General features: G+C 34.2%; 13 protein-coding genes. 7 read left to right on the top strand and 6 right to left on the bottom strand.

From position 1 onward, the window contains the following. Positions 1–387: 387 nt before the first annotated feature. Positions 388–1941: a hypothetical protein gene (locus FPB0191_RS06035; RefSeq protein WP_039104693.1), complete on the top strand. Its 1554-nt coding sequence runs from the start codon at positions 388–390 to the stop codon at positions 1939–1941. 188 nt (positions 1942–2129) lie between these two features. Here the strand turns inward: FPB0191_RS06035 and FPB0191_RS06030 are convergent, their stop codons facing one another. From FPB0191_RS06030 to ulaR, 6 genes are all read right to left on the bottom strand, one after another. Next, positions 2130–3398 (bottom strand): hypothetical protein, encoded by a 1269-nt coding sequence (locus tag FPB0191_RS06030; protein ID WP_039104691.1) that lies wholly within the window; start codon positions 3396–3398, stop codon positions 2130–2132. Between the two features lie 432 nt (positions 3399–3830). After that, positions 3831–5432 (bottom strand): bifunctional aspartate transaminase/aspartate 4-decarboxylase, encoded by a 1602-nt coding sequence (locus tag FPB0191_RS06025; RefSeq protein WP_039104689.1) that lies wholly within the window; start codon positions 5430–5432, stop codon positions 3831–3833. 25 nt (positions 5433–5457) lie between these two features. Then, positions 5458–7146, bottom strand: coding sequence for an aspartate-alanine antiporter (gene aspT / locus FPB0191_RS06020; protein WP_419185261.1), 1689 nt, complete (start codon positions 7144–7146; stop codon positions 5458–5460). Positions 7147–7564: 418 nt separating this feature from the next. Beyond that, positions 7565–7840, bottom strand: coding sequence for a hypothetical protein (locus FPB0191_RS06015; RefSeq protein ID WP_039104686.1), 276 nt, complete (start codon positions 7838–7840; stop codon positions 7565–7567). 234 nt (positions 7841–8074) lie between these two features. Continuing rightward, on the bottom strand, positions 8075–9142 hold the full coding sequence (gene ulaG, locus FPB0191_RS06010; protein ID WP_039104684.1) for an L-ascorbate 6-phosphate lactonase: 1068 nt from the start codon (positions 9140–9142) through the stop codon (positions 8075–8077). A gap of 32 nt (positions 9143–9174) precedes the next feature. After that, positions 9175–9936, bottom strand: a complete 762-nt coding sequence (gene ulaR / locus FPB0191_RS06005) for an HTH-type transcriptional regulator UlaR (protein WP_039106766.1) — start codon at positions 9934–9936, stop codon at positions 9175–9177. 378 nt (positions 9937–10314) lie between these two features. Here ulaR and FPB0191_RS06000 point away from each other — a divergent pair, with 378 nt between their 5' ends. The 6 genes from FPB0191_RS06000 (at position 10315) to FPB0191_RS05975 (ending at position 16648) form a co-directional block, all read left to right on the top strand. After that, positions 10315–12099, top strand: a complete 1785-nt coding sequence (locus tag FPB0191_RS06000; RefSeq protein ID WP_039104681.1) for a PTS ascorbate-specific subunit IIBC — start codon at positions 10315–10317, stop codon at positions 12097–12099. 27 nt (positions 12100–12126) lie between these two features. Continuing rightward, positions 12127–12594, top strand: coding sequence for a PTS sugar transporter subunit IIA (locus FPB0191_RS05995; protein WP_039104679.1), 468 nt, complete (start codon positions 12127–12129; stop codon positions 12592–12594). Positions 12595–12604: 10 nt separating this feature from the next. Further along, positions 12605–13300, top strand: a complete 696-nt coding sequence (araD, locus tag FPB0191_RS05990) for an L-ribulose-5-phosphate 4-epimerase (protein WP_039104677.1) — start codon at positions 12605–12607, stop codon at positions 13298–13300. A 38-nt stretch (positions 13301–13338) separates the two neighbouring features. Next, positions 13339–13983 carry a 3-keto-L-gulonate-6-phosphate decarboxylase UlaD gene (locus FPB0191_RS05985; RefSeq protein ID WP_039104675.1) on the top strand — a complete coding sequence of 215 codons (645 nt, stop codon included), beginning with the start codon at positions 13339–13341 and terminating at the stop codon, positions 13981–13983. Positions 13984–14107: 124 nt separating this feature from the next. Continuing rightward, the gene (locus FPB0191_RS05980) at positions 14108–14992 is read left to right on the top strand and encodes an L-ribulose-5-phosphate 3-epimerase (RefSeq protein WP_039104673.1); all 885 of its coding nucleotides are present in this window, start codon (positions 14108–14110) and stop codon (positions 14990–14992) included. Positions 14993–15148: 156 nt separating this feature from the next. Further along, positions 15149–16648: a helicase HerA-like domain-containing protein gene (locus tag FPB0191_RS05975; RefSeq protein ID WP_039104672.1), complete on the top strand. Its 1500-nt coding sequence runs from the start codon at positions 15149–15151 to the stop codon at positions 16646–16648. The last annotated feature ends 14 nt before the right edge of the window (positions 16649–16662 follow it).

Below are 16662 nucleotides of genomic sequence, written 5' to 3'. Positions count from 1 at the left end.
TTAAGAAAACTATAAAATAATCGATTATCTAAACAATACATATATAAAAAGGAATATTTCAAATAATAAAAAAGCTAGCGATTGAACAATTAAAAATATTTTACTAAATAAAATTAAGTCATTATATAGTCAGATTTTCAAAATAATTAGTTTACCTTCGACAATTAAATACATCATAAATACATTTATTTTTGAAATTTCAAGATGAAAAAAATGTTTATTTCTAATAAAAATAATTTTTAGTTTTTTGATAATTTTTTTAATTTATAAACTAATATTAAAAAACTAAACAAATTTTTACCATATTAAATTTGCTTAAATATAGATAGAAATTTATATTTTTTTTGATCTCAAAAATAAAATTATAAAAGTAGGATACGATTGCATATGGAAACTAATGTATTAAAGTACCGTTTTTTTTCATCTATTAAGAAAGTAAATTACTTTAAATTTCCAAATAATATAGACGTAGTTTTAAAATCTTTAGTTGCTTATTCATTAATAATTAAAATCATGATTTTATGCTTAAGCTTTTGTTTAGCTATTAATCATGCCAATGCTTTAAGCGTCAGAACTGCAAACGTAATTCAAGGAACAGAGCCTTATTTATCACTAGACGGTGGTGTAACGAAAGAACTAACAATGGAAGGGTTATTGTGGTTGAAAATAGCTGATGATAGAGTGATTAATGCTAAAGAAGATCATTCAACGCTAACACAGCCAATAATAGTCCCTCAATCAGTAAAATTTAATCATTTTCAAACTATTGTCCCACCTTCATCAGCAGGTAATGGAATTTATCCAAGAGTTTTATTAAATGACATCATTAGATCCTCATCTACTACCATAGTAGATGAAGATGGTGATAGAAATTTACATGCTACTGGTAAAATACGTTTACAATGGTTAGATAGAAATGATAATGATATTACTAAAAAAATTGGTGAAAATTCAATTCAAGAATTAGATCCTTGTCAAGCCCCTTATTCTTTAATTATGACAACAGGGGAAGATATTAGTCTGCAATCTCAGTATGGTTTCCCAAAGGTAACTAATCTTTCTAGTGTAAGTCACACCTACTATGTTTCTCCTCAAATAATTAAGCCATACGTATGTTATGCGACATTAATAGACTATAAAAGTCGAAGCAGTATGTATGCAGGAAAAGGATTTATAGATGAGGTTGGCTTTGAAGTAGGGGATATTAATAATCCAAGTTCTAATTTTCCTACCGTGGCTGTAGACGGTTATTTTTTCTATTTAGTATTAGCCGGTATTACTCCCGAACAAGTTGTTGCCGCTAATGGTACAACTGTAATGGCGGAAAGTGGTAGAGGGGTGAGTTTATCATTATCGTCTGAAAAAGAAATTCCTGGTTCTTATGATTCTCCAAGTAAACGTAAATTGACAGTGTTAAAAATTTTGTTTAATGGACCTAATGTTAATTCGGCGAATAAACATTTTTCACCTTCTTTATTTAAAATTTATGCTGATAAGAGCCATAACCAATTATTATATAGTTTCAAAATTGAACGTTGGTATATTCAAAAGCCCCAGACTGAAACTATGAACTATAGTGAGGCTGTACAATATTGTAATAGTATTAGTGGATATAGACTCCCTGCACCATACGATTACTCAAATGGAACTAATAAACGTCTCGGATGGGAAGGAGGGCTTCCAGAAGATATTAATTGGTTTCATAGACAATTGAGTTACCGATCAGGAGATCGTTGGGTTGGTGGGTTATATAATGAATGGGGGAATCAGGATAAGAGACCTTCGGCAGTAGCTCAACCATTTGGCTATTGGACATCATTTATTATTAATAATGCTGTTAATAGTACAGTAAACGGAAGACCAATAATAATAAATTGGACAGGAACGGTACTTGATAGTTACCTTTATTACCAACAAAATATTGGGTGTGTTACACCATAGGATAATAAGTGCTATGTTTCATCTTATTTAACGACGATAATAATTGTAAATGAAGTCTATTAACTTAGTGAAATAACGATAAGTAATCACGAGCTTGCAAAAATTGTAGGCTCTAATTCTTTTCAGACTTAATACTATCAAAAATAATCTCTAAAACTGGTTGATTTCTGTGCGCATATTTTTATAAGTTAATCAGGACTGATACAAACAGTTTGGTTGTTAAGCTCCATTGTATCTAAATTAATAGGTTCATTGGTATTTAGATCTTTATCCTCAAATAGATCCTCTTGCGAGGAAGCTAGTGTCCAATAATTAGTATTGTTTTTAAAGTTGCTGCCACGATAATATTCATCATTTGCTTCACCCCATTCTGAAAATAATCCTCCTCCAATCCTTCGCTGATAATGGTTCGGTTGACCGGCTATATTACCATTTATATCGTCCAAAGACGCATTAGTTAGTTGTTCAATTTTAGGTAGCTGATATCCCAAATTATTACAATATTGTGTAGCATCATGATAACTAATGCCATCACCGGTTTGGGCGATAAACCATTTTTTTATGGTAAAACTGTAGATTTTATTCTGTTTTTCTTTATCTGAATATAGAATGAATGACGTTGGTACGGCGGTTATAGCTTCGTTTAAACTTGCCCCAGCTTTGGGACCCATTAAACGAACTTTAATTTTACTTCCACCTTCAGAAGTAATGCTTAGATTTATACCCGAATTGGAGGGGGTTTTAACATAGTTTACCTCGTTGGCTACAGTATTCATGAGATCCATCAAAAAAAAGAAGTTATTTGCACCTGTTGTTGGGAAGTTTAGCTTGTGATTATTAATATCTTGAAGTTTGAAGCCTTTTACATCGTCCCATTCAGCAGTAGGTCCTGAATAATTCGAACCCAGCGAGCCATTATTGTGGCTATTACTTAATGTTAAATTAGGTTGCGCAGCGTAACTACACGCTCCTTTCGGCGGTGTAATATAGTAAATAACGTTATTTGCATTGATTAATGTTGAATTAGGGAAACCATAAGTTGTTGATAAGATAGTTGCGTCGTTTTGTAGCATTATACTATAAGGGGCATAACAGTCGACAAATGGATCATTTAAACTTATCTCATTTCCTTTAATATCATGAGCCACAAGCCTTAAATTTCCAGTTGCAATCATTTCGTCATCACCGTCTAAATCATGCCAAAAAGCGTTATTATTTAATAAATCAGTCATCGATATGGAAATTTGTCCTGCTGGAATAAACGTGATTATATCGCCTAGTTTGATTCCATTTGCAGGAAGAATAATGGGATTGGATAGTGAAGACTGATTGTTGGTTTTTGAGTAAATTGTTCCGTCAGGTAATTGAATAGTAAGTAATTCATCAGTATTACTTGCCGGTGTTAGATCGCCATCAAAAGTTAAGTAAGGGGCAGTACCTTGAATTATATTCGTCATTGTTGAGATAACTTCAGCATAAGAATAGGGGCAAAAAACGATCGAATTCAACCAAATAAACAGTAGCTTGAAATAAATAAAATTATTGTGGCATATTGCTTTTGATGGTAATAACAGATTTGAAAACATAATGAAATTACTTATTGCTTAAAATGACTTATGTGATTATCAAATAATTAGGAGTATTCATTATTTTGATCATAATCTAATGATTTATTGTGGATTTTGCAAGTATTACTAAATTATTGCATATATTAAGAATATTTTATTTGATTCCGTATAACATGTCAGATTTTAACATGAATTAAACATAATAAATAAAATTATCAATATAGAGACGAGATAAGAAAGTACTAAAAGATAGCAAGAAAAAGCTCATCAATAATTCGACTCTAAAATTAATAAGCAATCCGTTGCTTATTATTTAAGTGATTATTTCTTTTTATGTTTAGATGTATATTCAGCATAGTATTCTTCGGCAAGTTTACGTAATGAAGAACCGATAGCAGCATATTGATATTCATTTAGATTTGCCAATGAAGCACGTGCGGAAGGGTGTTGCACAGCAAATCCTTTACCAGGTAATAAAACAACGCCAGCTTCATCAGCAATTCTAAATAATAATTCGGTTGGATTTTTATTTGTTAATATCCATTTAGCAAAATCATCACCATATAATTCATGGCAAATAGTTTCTAAATCGATTAATGTATAATATTCGACACTGTTAATATCTCTTTTTTTACTAGAACCTAAGCGTTGATAAAGCGCTGCATCACGACGTCGAATAAGATTTTTTAACGTAGATTTATAACTTTGATCGGCATCCATCATTTCACATAAAGCAAAAAGTACCATTTGTACTTGTTGTGGGGTCGATAATCCCGCAGTGTGATTTAGAGCAACGGCACGGCTATCCGCCACTAATCGATCAATAAATTTCAATTTATCTGGTTCAGTGACAATTGAACTATAACGTTTGTTTAAAATTTGCTTGGTTTTTGATGGAAGAGCACTAATGGATTTATCAATGACATTATCATGGGCTAAACCAATTACCCCTAAACGCCAACCGGTCGCACCAAAGTATTTTGAAAAAGAGTAAACCAAAATCGTATTTTTAGGGCAAATTGCAAACAGTGATTGGAAATTATCCGCAAATGTACCATAAACATCATCGGTTAAAATAATTAAATCAGGTCTTTTTTTAACGATATCCGCAATTAATTGCAGACTTTTATCATCAATTTTCACGGATGGTGGATTAGAAGGGTTAACTAAGAAAAAGGCTTTAATGCTAGGGTCTTCTAATTTACGTAATTCTGATTCAGGATACTGCCACTCTAATTGTGGATCAGCATTGATTAAAACTTCTACCAATTGGTAATCATTTAAACTGGGAATTTCTAAATAAGGCGTGAATATTGGTGCACCGATAGCGATTTTATCACCTTTATTAATTAACCCATTTTCTTTCATGGAATTAAAAACGTATGTCATTGCTGCTGTACCGCCTTCAGTAGCAAAGAGATCGAGTTCGTCAGTTTTTAGTCCTTGTGCCCCCATCTGTTGTAAAACATAGCTTTTAATTACTTCTTCACTAAAATGTAACATCCTATCGGGAACGGGATAATTACAACCTAAAATACCTTCTACCATTTCTTGTAAAAAAGCATTCTCATCCAATCCTAATTGGTCACGAATATAAGAAAAGGCTTTACCTAAAAACGACACACCCGGAGTGTTATAATTACGACGAATAAATGCTTCAAAACGTCCCGTTAATCCTGTTCGAATTGGAAAACCGCCAACCCCTTCATTTAAATAAGAATAGGACATTTCAGACTCTTCAATAGCAAAAAGTCCGAGTTGAAAGAAAGCCTGTCTAGGCCAAGTAGCGAGGAAATTAGGATTACCACGGCCTGCATTCAACATAATACGGTCAGTATGGCTTTGCGCCAGTTTAATTAAGTTATCTTTTAATTCAAATGGACTTAAATTAGCATATTGAGCATAATCGATTGGTTTTTTCATGATCTTGGATCCTTGTTGGGATAATTTAAACAAAAGCAATAATTAACGGACCTAATAAAGTAAGGAAAACGTTAGCTAAGGCGTAGGTAATAACAAATGAGTTGGTTGGTGTTGCATTACCAGCCTTATTAAGTACTTCACCGAATGCAGGATTAGCACTACGAGCGCCAGCTAAAGCACCTGCAAAAACAGCAGCGTTTTTATAACCAAGAATATATTTGCCAAAGAAAATTGCGAGTATCATTGGCAACAACGTTACGACAATGCCGATTAAAAACAGTGAAAGACCTTGTTGTTTTATGGTATTGATTGCTTCTAATCCAGAACTCAATCCAATTACGACCACAAAACCAGCTAAGCCAAAGTCTTTTAATAATTGTAGTGCACTAGAAGGAATATTACCGGTTGTTTGGTGACGTGAACGATACCAACCGAACAATAGACCTGAAAGAAGGGCACCACCGCCTGCACCAAGGGTAAGTGGAATATCACCAATTCGAATGACGATTAAACCAATTATCAAACCAACAACCAAACCTAAACCATGGAAAACCCAATCCGTTTTTTGGCTTTTTGTTATCGGAGCACCTATTCGATCAATAACGCGTCTAAGGTCACTATCAGCGCCATAAATAGTAATAACATCACCAAGTTGTAATTTCACATTATCTCGGAGAGGTACCGATTCGCCATCCCGGTGAATAGCAATAAGATATACACCGTGTTTAAATTGTTTCACTTCTTCTGATTTGAGTATTTGCGATAATGTTTGTCCAACATAACGCTCATTACGCATTTCAACATCCTGTGTATTCATAATAAAATCCATACCCGATGCTGAAGTGATTTCCGTACCAAATAAGGAATTGGCCTTAATAATGGAGTCTCTATGTCCTACTACTAAGATTATATCGCGTAATTTGAGTTTCGTTTCAGGGGTAACTTCAATGATTTTATTGCCACGTTTTATACGTTCAATACTAATACCATTAATATTACGTTCAATTTGAGCAACGGTTTGATTTGTTTTGTGAGAAAGACGGAACAAACGTCCGCTAATTTCTGATATAGCAAAGTTTTGATTACTATTTAATAAGAGTGATCCATTAAGTTGTTCCGCTTGAGCTTGCATCGCATCATCACGGATATCGCGTTTTATTAATTTCGGTAGAATATTGACACACACAATAATCGCGCCAAGTGAACCAAATATGTAAGTTACCGCATAACCGATAGTGATATTACTTTGGTACTTACTCAGTTCTTGCGTGGATAAGCCTAAGTGTGTTAAGGCATCGGAAGCTGTACCCATAATAGCCGATTGAGTCAATCCACCTGCAGCCAAACCTGCCGCTAAACCTTTATCTAGATGGAAAAGTTTGGCCATAATTAATACAGTAATTAAACCGACAATAGCGATGAACAATGCTAAAAATATTTCACGTAGCGTCTTAATACCTAAAGAGCGGAAAAATTGCGGACCGCTTTCGAAACCGACAGCATAAATAAATAAAGCAAATAGAACTGCTTTAACACCGGCATCAACGGTTACGCCCAGCAGACTAAAGCAAACAGCAACTAGTAACGAACCCGCTACGCCACCTAGCTGAAATTTACCAAACCGAATACTACCAATCAAATAACCTAAACTTAAAGACAAAAATAATAAAATTTCAGGTGAGTTTTTAAGTCCTTCTGTTATCCAGTTAGACAACCAATGAAGCATACCAAATCTCCTTAAAGTCAAAATAAAAAGGTGTTGAAGTGATTTTGCTATATTCCTGATTTTATTATATTTATAGTATATTAACCTTATGTAAATAAAATATAAAGTAAAATTAAATAATTGCTTTAATTATGAATAACAATTAATTTTTGAACAAAAATTAGGATTATTGATGACAATTTAGACGTTTTTATTTCGAAACAAGAAAGAATTTAAATGTTGAATGTGGTTTTTAATGTGGTTTTAAAGTGACGTTGTCACATATTGTGATGGTATTAATTACTATTAAATATTAAAAATAATTAATGAAGTTATGATCAAGTAACTACTGCAATTACCAATTGTTTACCTTGGACGTCAAATGAAAACAAGTGCCAAAACAATTCAGATTTGGCACTTAATAAAACTATTTTTGATGAACTCTAGGGGTTCTTCCCACTGGTTTTTTTCGAGTGATTTGATAATAAATCCAAATACTTTGTAAAAACACAATGACGCTCGCAGCAGCAAAAATGAGATAAATTTCAAGGATAAAAAATAATTGATCAATGATATACAAGGAAGGATTGCTTTCACTGAACATATTTAACATCACAATGATTAAACAGATAATGCCATTTATGACAGCCAAACAGCCTAGAATAGCAGAAATGATAGATAGAACTTTAATGAATTTTTTCATAACATCAAATATATCAAAAGGTTACCGTAATTTGATGTTACATGGTTTTAATCAGAATAGCAATTAAAAAATCTTTATTTTACAATGAGTTACGATAAATGACGAGAGTTTGATAAGAGGATTTTAAAATTTTAAGATATTATTAACGTAGAATTTATGATTGAATTTATTATTCATTTTTTTATTAAAATACAAAAGCCATCCAGTATTGGATGGCTATTAAACTTACGTTGCTTATAGGAATGAACGATAAGGCAATTCAGGTTCATCGGTAAAGATATCTTTAAATCCACGGAAATGTTGATAATACATACGCCCTTTATCGGTCGGATAGGTATATTTTCCACCTACTTGCCAGAAGAATGGCGCAAATTTATATTGCAATCTATCCCGTTTCATTTTCCAAAGGACTTCAATTTCACGGGTATCACTTTGGAAGTTAGACCAAATATCATGATGGAAAGGAATGACGACTTCTGTATTAAGTGATTCAGCAGCACGAATAATATCTGAAGAAGTCATTTTATCGGTAACCCCTCGAGGATTTTCACCATAAGATAACAAGGCAACATCAATTTTATGGTCATTACCGTGTTTAGCATAATAATTTGAATAATGAGAATCGCCTGAATGGTAAAGATTACCACCCGTGGTTTCAAAAAGATAATTTACCGCTCGATCATTCATACCATCTAATATGGACTTATCAGTTGAAGAAACGCCTTCAGGTAATGTCACCAATGAAGTACGATCGAAGGAATCGAGCACTTTAATTGTGACATCACCAATTTCAATGATATCACCAACACGTGCCGTAATGCAGCGATCAGCAGGTACGCCCCATTTTTGCCATAATTCAACACAAGCTTTAGGTCCAATAAATTTAACTTTTTCACTGCAATTTTGTAGAACGGCAGCGGCAACATTAATATCAATATGATCAGCATGATCATGAGTGGCCATTATAGCGTCGACTTCTTTAATAGCGAAAGGATCTAATACAAAAGGTGTCGTACGTAAATTCGGTTGTAGTTCTCGTACTCCCCCCATTCGCATCATTTGATGTTGTTTTTTCATCCAAGGATTACCATGGGTACGTTTACCTGTACCACACCAAAAATCTACTGAAATATTGGTATTACCGGCTGTTTTAAGCCAGATGCCGGTACAACCTAACCACCACATGGAAAACGTATTAGGGGCAACTTTAGTGGCTTCAATTTCTTCATTTAACCAAGTTCCCCATTCAGGAAAAGTACTTAAAATCCATGATTCACGTGTGATTTCATTAACTTTACTCATATTTCAATCCTTATCGTTATCAATTATTAAAATTATACTAATATCACTTCAACACCTTGTTTTTTTAGACTTTCAACAACAGTTTTATCAGCAGATTTGCCAGTAATAACTACATTTATTTTAGAGGTTGGGCAAAATAGCATGCCAGAACCAATTCGATTGGTCACTTTGGTACTATCAACGACAACGACTAATTTTTGTGCATTATTAAGTATTTGTTGCTCAGATACTGCCGTTAAAATTTCACTTTTATATAACCCAGCAGGGGTTAACTGTTTTCCACTAGTAAACATAATATTACCGCTATAAATCGCTGATAATTCACTTGTTGGATTTAGAATAATATTCTGAGTTTTATTATATTGCCCACCGATAATAGTGACATTCTCATGATCGTGTTCAATTAAATAACTAGCTAGAGGAAAGTAATTTGTAATTATGTTGACATTTTTACCACAAAGCTCTCGACCTAATAAAAATGCTGTGGAACCACAATTCAAAATGATACTCTCACCATCTTTTATCAAAGTTGCTGCCTTAATGGCTATTCGCGCTTTTTCATGATAATTATCAGTATTGTTAATATCCAACGGTGTCCAAATCGGTTTTTTATCTTCAATACGAACAATACCATTACGGACTTTTTTTACCTTATTTGCTTCGGCAAGTTTGATGATATCCCGACGAGCTGTAGCAGGTGAGATATTAAACATTTCAGTCAATTCAACGACTGATAAGCTCTCCTTTGAATCAATGAGTTTAACGATATCCTCATGTCGTTTTGCTTCATTCATAACCATTTCTATTAATACCTTTTAGTAAATCACTGAAACAGTAATTTGATAATTTATTATGATTACTTTTGATTTTATTAGTAGTGATTCTCATTGTCAACAAATTCCTTTAAATACATTAAACTCTACATTTTTCAGTATGTCTATTGTTGAATCATCTATTTGTGAAGAAAATTTAACAATCGTGATAATTATCACAATACTCATAAATAATCATTGAGTGATTTAATTTGATTGTTATTATTAAGTTGTTTTTAAGGATTATGGATAATGAGACGAGGTGAAAGTTACATAAAGAAATAATGGTTAATTAGTTTTTATGTGGAAGCTCAGATAGCTATCTGATTGTACAAAAATAAAGAAACAAGGTGAGGCAATATGGAAACAATCTATGAAGTGTTTTATATATTTTATAGTCAGGTGATGACTAAAGCACCACTGTTATTAGGGCTAGTAACCTGTTTAGGATATAGTCTATTAAAAAAAGATATCACAACTATCATTAAAGGAACAATTAAAACGATTGTTGGATTTATGTTATTACAAGTTGGATCCAATGTACTCGTGTCAACCTTTAAACCTGTAATTGCTAACTTGTCCAAATATCATAACATTGATGGTTCTATCATTGATACTTATGCATCCATGGTCGCCGTTGAGCAGGGTATGGGGGAAAATTATTCTTGGGTCGGTTATGCGGTACTATTAGCATTAGCCATTAATATTGTATTAGTGTTATTCCGACGAATCACGGGTATTCGAACCATAATGCTAACTGGGCATATCATGTTCCAACAAGTAGGACTGATTGTTCTTTTCTATTATTTATTTGGTTTCGGAATGTGGGAAACCATAATTTATAGCGCCATTATTATTGCTTTATATTGGGGTATTTTCTCCAATATGATGTTTAAACCGACGGAAGCGGTTACGGGTGGTGCAGGTTTTTCTATTGGTCACCAACAACAACTCGGTTCTTGGATCGCAGTAAAATTAGCGCCCAAATTAGGTAATAAAAATGATACCGTTGATAATTTGAAACTACCAAAATGGTTACATATTTTTCATGACAGCATCGCCGCAACTACAATAGTCATGACTTTTTTCTTTGGTATTATTTTATTGTCATTTGGTTTAGATAATTTACAAGCTATGGCTGATAAGACTCATTGGAGTATTTATATTTTTGAGACCGGTTTGAAATTTGCTGTAGCGATTCAAATTATTGTTGGCGGTGTACGTATGTTCGTTGCCGAATTATCTGAAGCCTTTAAAGGTATTTCTGAAAAACTGATTCCAAATGCTGTTCTAGCCATTGATTGTGCAGCTATTTATGCTTTCTCTCCTAATGCAATGGTATTTGGTTTCATTTGGGGGGCTTTAGGGCAATTTACTGCTATTGCAATTTTATTAGGATTCCATTCTCCAATTATGATTATTCCGGGTTTTATTCCGATGTTTTTCTCGAATGCAACCATCGGCGTATTTGCTAACCACTTTGGGGGTTGGAAGGCCGTAATGAAAATCTGTTTTGTAATGGGAATCGTTGAAGTACTTGGTTCAGCTTGGGCTTTAAACATTTTCTTACAAAATAATACGCCAATTCCTGCTTGGATGGGTATGGCTGATTGGGCAATATTATTCCCACCAATCTTACAAGGTTTATCTATTTCTCACTTGTTTATCTATGTTCTTATTGGTCTCGCCTTAATTTATATGTATTTCGCAGCAAAAACACTTCGTGCTGAAGAAGCCCAACAGAAACATGAACCAACAGCAGATGAAATGATTGCTGAGGAAGATCAAAATCCATCAGTTGTCGCAAAATTAAATGACGTTGCTAATGCTGAATCTCGTCCAATAAGAATCCTTGCCGTCTGTGGTAGTGGTCAAGGCTCTTCAATGATGATGAAAATGAAGATTGCTAACTATTTGGATAAAAAAGGTATTGCCAACATCATGGATTCTTGTGCGGTAACTGATTATAAATCACGTCTAAATAATGTTGATATTATTGTCTCATCTAAGCACTTATTACATGAAATACAAGTTGGTGAAAACCAATATGCTTTAGGGGTACAAAATATGCTAAATCCAAATACATTCGGTGATGAGTTAATTGAACTGATTCATCAAGTTAATCAAAAACAACAAAATATATAATGATCGATTTTTGGGAGGAACGGAACAATGGCATTAAAACAATCTTTAATTGAAAATAATTCTGTTTTACTCAATGCTTCTGCCAATGATTGGAAAGCAGCAGTGAAATTAGGTACGGATATGCTTGTAAAGTCTGGGGCTATAACCCCAGGTTATTATGATGCGATCATCAATTGTGTCGAAAATATGGGGCCTTATATTATTATTGCCCCCGGATTTGCCATGCCCCATGCTCGACCTGAAGATGGCGTTATCCGTACGGCTTTTGCATTGGTAACGTTAGATAAACCTGTCTATTTTGACGGTGAAGATGAACCAGTAAGGGTATTAATTACACTAGCCGGCAGTGATTCGGACAAACATATGGCAGGATTGATGGAAGTAACGCAAGTCTTAGAAGATGAAAATAGTGATACCGGTATAAATCTTGATAAATTTATCCAATGTCGCTCTAAAGATGAAATTTACAATGTTATTGATCAAGCCTTAGCCTAAGGAGTTTAACATGTTTAGAACATTAAAAGAAAAAGTTCTTAAGGCAAATCTATTATTACCTAAGTATCATTTAGTTACGTTTACATGGGGTAATGTATCTGAAATTGATCGAGAAAAACAGGTTATAGCAATTAAACCTTCTGGCGTTGAGTACGATCATATGCAAATTGATGATATCGTCATTGTTGATTTAGCAGGTAATATTATTGAAGGTACGCTAAATCCATCCAGTGATACGCCAACACATTTAGAGTTATACAAAGCGTATCCCAATATAGGTGGTATTGTGCACACGCATTCAACCCACGCTACAGTATGGGCACAAGCTGGCAAAGATATTCCGGCACTTGGTACAACCCACGCTGACTATTTCTATGGCGATATTCCTTGTGCTAGATCTTTGTCTGCTCAAGAAATACAACACGATTATGAGAAAAATACGGGTATGGTCATTGTAGAAGAGTTTTCAAATCGGAAACTTGATCCTGTCGCAATGCCTGGTGTGCTAGTTTCGGGTCACGCACCATTTTGTTGGGGTAAAGATAGTTTTGATGCTGTACATAATGCGGTAGTAATGGAAGAAGTCGCGAAAATGGCAATATCTACATGTTTTCTTAATCCGTTAGCTCATATTGACCAAAACTTGTCAGATAAACACTATTTTCGTAAACATGGTGCAAATGCATATTATGGTCAACGTAAATAACTTTTCAATTTATAAATAAGAGAATAAGGAAGAATGCAATGAGTAAACCTATGATTCAAATCGCTCTTGATCAAACACAATTAGAACCAGCTTTGAAAGTAGCTGAAAATGTTGCAAATTATGTTGATGTTATTGAAGTTGGTACAATCCTAGCTTTTGGTGCCGGTATTGACGCTGTCCGTCAGTTGCGTAAAGCTCATCCTAATCATATCTTAGTCTGTGACTTAAAAACCACCGATGGTGGGGCTATTTTAGCTAAAATGGCATTTGAAGCGGGGGCTGATTGGCTGACCGTATCGGCTGCTGCACATATTGCGACAGTGGCAGCATGTAAGAAAATTGCCGATGAGTTTCAACGTGAAATCCAAATAGAACTCTATGGACATTGGACATATGAAGATGCTAAAGCATGGCGGGCATTAGGTATAAAGCAGGCTATTTATCATCGCTCGCGCGATGCTGAATTAGCAGGAGTAGGTTGGACAGATGAAGATCTAAATAAAATGCGCAAATTGTCCGAACTTGGTCTAGAACTTTCTATTACAGGGGGAATAGTTCCAGAAGATATTCATTTATTTGCTGGGATTTCAACGAAAACATTTATTGCTGGGCGGGCATTAGCAAGTGAAAGTGGGCAAGAAGTTGCAGCAGCAATTCGTGAACAAATTGCTAAATATTGGTAGGTCGATTTCAGTATTGTGATAGGAAAGCAGTTTAATGACTGCTTCTTCTCAAACAAGAATGAGCTATTAATTTTGAAAATGGTTAAACAAAATTAATAGAATCAAATGATAAAAGAGGAGTTTTATGACAATAATAAATAGTCGAAACCTTGTTGGTATATATGAAAAGGCGCTTCCTGTTGAAATGTCTTGGCAACAACGAATTCAAGCTGCTAAGGAGTTAGGCTTTGATTTTCTGGAAATTTCGATTGACGAAACGGAAAACAGGCGAGCAAGATTGGATTGGTCAAAACAGCAAATTCGTGATATGAAACTATTATGTGACGATTATGCCATACCCCTTCAATCAATGTGTTTAAGTGCTCATCGTAAATTTCCATTTGGTTCCGCTGATCCAAATATTGTTGCGCAAGCTAAAACAATTATGATTAAGGCTATCAAGTTAGCACATCAATTGGGAATTCGTGTTATCCAATTAGCAGGTTATGATGTCTATTATGAACCAGCTAATACTGCAACCCATCAAAGATTTATTGAAGGTATGCAATTTAGTGCGAAATTAGCTGAACAAGCTGGAGTCATGTTAGCTGTAGAAATTATGGACACCAATTATCTCAATAGTTTAAGTAAATTCGAGATTTTGAAAAAACATATACCATCGCCTTATTTTATGGCTTATCCAGATGTTGGCAATATTAATGGTTGGAATTATGATACGTGTACCGAACTACAATTGGCTAAAGAGCACATCGTACAAATTCATTTAAAAGATACTTTAAAAGTTAAAGATAATTTTAAAGGTCAATTCCGTGATTTAGTTATAGGTGAAGGAGAGGTTAATTTTGTCAATATATTTAAGACGTTAAAACAGATAGATTATCAAGCCCCTTTTGTGATTGAAATGTGGGCAAATGATGATAATTGGCAACAAAATATTATAACAGCTATTAACAGGTTACAAACTGCAGCGCAATCGGCTGATTTTCAATTTATGTCTTCTCATAGCTAAGTCTTTAGCAAATCTAATAGATAAGCAGTACAACTACTGCTTATTTCATTATTAATCATCATAAATATATGAATAATTTAAATATTTCATTAAAATAATCTTGAGTATTTACCCTAAAAAAGACTATGATGTTTAAAAAATTGATAAGGAATAAATATGGTAAGTCCTCTTGTGATTGCAAAATCTATCACTGATCATCAGGATTTGATTCTTTTACCAGCCCTAGCAAATAGGCATGGTTTGATAACGGGAGCCACCGGTACAGGTAAAACAGTAACTTTACAAAAAATGGCCGAAGGTTTTTCGCAAATTGGGGTGCCAGTTTTTTTAGCCGATATCAAAGGCGATTTAACGGGTCTTGGTGTTGCAGCCAGCGTATCAGATAAATTGAGTAAGCGTTTAAAAGCTATTGGTGCTAATGACTGGCATCCTCAGTCATATCCTATAGAATTATGGGATGTTTATGGTGAAAAAGGTATTCCGGTTAGGGCGACTGTTTCAAATTTAGGTCCATTATTATTAAGCCGTATATTGAATTTAAACGAAGTACAATCAGGTATTTTACAATTAGCTTTTAAAATTGCTGATGATAATCAATTGCTTTTGCTAGATTTTAAAGACTTACGTGAACTAATTAAATATGTGGGTGATAATGCGAAATCATTCACTACTGATTATGGTAATATTTCGTCCGCATCGATAGGTGCCATACAGCGTAATTTATTAGCGTTAGATCAGCAAGGAGCGGAAAAATTCTTTGGTGAACCAATGTTGAATATTAATGATCTGATACAACAAAATGCCAAAGGTCAAGGTAAAATTAACATTCTTGAATGTGAAAAATTGTTTAATGCTCCAAAATTATATTCCATTTTCTTACTCTGGTTGTTATCCGAATTGTTTGAACAATTACCCGAAGTAGGGGATATAGATAAACCTAAATTGATATTCTTTTTTGATGAAGCTCATTTATTATTCAATGGAATTCCTAAAGTACTATTGGATAAGATAGAGCAAGTCGTGCGTTTAATCCGTTCAAAAGGAGTAGGGATTTATTTTGTTACCCAAAACCCAACGGATATACCAGACTCTATCTTGGGGCAACTTGGTAACCGTGTCCAACATGCATTACGATCTTTTTCTGTGAATGATCAAAAAGCGGTGCGAGCAGCAGCTAAAACAATGAATCAAAATCCGAAAATTGATACCGAGAAAGTCATTACGACACTGGGCGTTGGTGAAGCACTTATCTCTTTTCTTGATGAACATGGGCGCCCTAATCAAGTAGAAACCGGCGCGATTATCGCACCACAATCATTAATGGGAGCGATGCCAATTGATCAGCAACAATCAATTATTAACCAATCTAATCTGAATCAAAAATACACACAAACAATAGATCGTAATTCAGCCTATGAAATGTTAAAAGCAGGTTTTCATCATTCAGATAATACAGCTCAAACTGAGAGTTCCTCCGAACAATCAGGTGGCTTTTGGGACATGTTAAAAGGTTTTTTATTTGGCACAAAAGGATCGCGAGGCGGTAATAAAGATGGCTTAGCCCAAAAAGTTGTTAAAAGTACTTCTCGGCAAATAGCCAATAATATAGGTCGTGAAATTACACGAGGTATTTTAGGTAGTCTAAAGAAGAAATAAGCTTCGGTTAATTA

The sequence above is a fragment of the Frischella perrara genome (assembly GCF_000807275.1).
Lineage (GTDB): Bacteria > Pseudomonadota > Gammaproteobacteria > Enterobacterales > Orbaceae > Frischella > Frischella perrara.
Note: the sequence above shows the minus strand (reverse complement) of the source record. Positions and strands in the feature narration are given on the sequence as shown.

Excerpts from the sequence above, each read along its gene's own strand:
- FPB0191_RS06035 (WP_039104693.1), top strand. The coding sequence starts at position 388 with ATGGAAACTAATGTATTAAAGTACCGTTTTTTTTCATCTATTAAGAAA.
- FPB0191_RS06030 (WP_039104691.1), bottom strand. The coding sequence starts at position 3,398 with ATGACGAATATAATTCAAGGTACTGCCCCTTACTTAACTTTTGATGGC.
- FPB0191_RS06025 (WP_039104689.1), bottom strand. The coding sequence starts at position 5,432 with ATGAAAAAACCAATCGATTATGCTCAATATGCTAATTTAAGTCCATTT.
- FPB0191_RS06015 (WP_039104686.1), bottom strand. The coding sequence starts at position 7,840 with ATGAAAAAATTCATTAAAGTTCTATCTATCATTTCTGCTATTCTAGGC.
- ulaG (WP_039104684.1), bottom strand. The coding sequence starts at position 9,142 with ATGAGTAAAGTTAATGAAATCACACGTGAATCATGGATTTTAAGTACT.
- ulaR (WP_039106766.1), bottom strand. The coding sequence starts at position 9,936 with ATGAATGAAGCAAAACGACATGAGGATATCGTTAAACTCATTGATTCA.
- FPB0191_RS06000 (WP_039104681.1), top strand. The coding sequence starts at position 10,315 with ATGGAAACAATCTATGAAGTGTTTTATATATTTTATAGTCAGGTGATG.
- FPB0191_RS05995 (WP_039104679.1), top strand. The coding sequence starts at position 12,127 with ATGGCATTAAAACAATCTTTAATTGAAAATAATTCTGTTTTACTCAAT.
- araD (WP_039104677.1), top strand. The coding sequence starts at position 12,605 with ATGTTTAGAACATTAAAAGAAAAAGTTCTTAAGGCAAATCTATTATTA.
- FPB0191_RS05985 (WP_039104675.1), top strand. The coding sequence starts at position 13,339 with ATGAGTAAACCTATGATTCAAATCGCTCTTGATCAAACACAATTAGAA.
- FPB0191_RS05980 (WP_039104673.1), top strand. The coding sequence starts at position 14,108 with ATGACAATAATAAATAGTCGAAACCTTGTTGGTATATATGAAAAGGCG.
- FPB0191_RS05975 (WP_039104672.1), top strand. The coding sequence starts at position 15,149 with ATGGTAAGTCCTCTTGTGATTGCAAAATCTATCACTGATCATCAGGAT.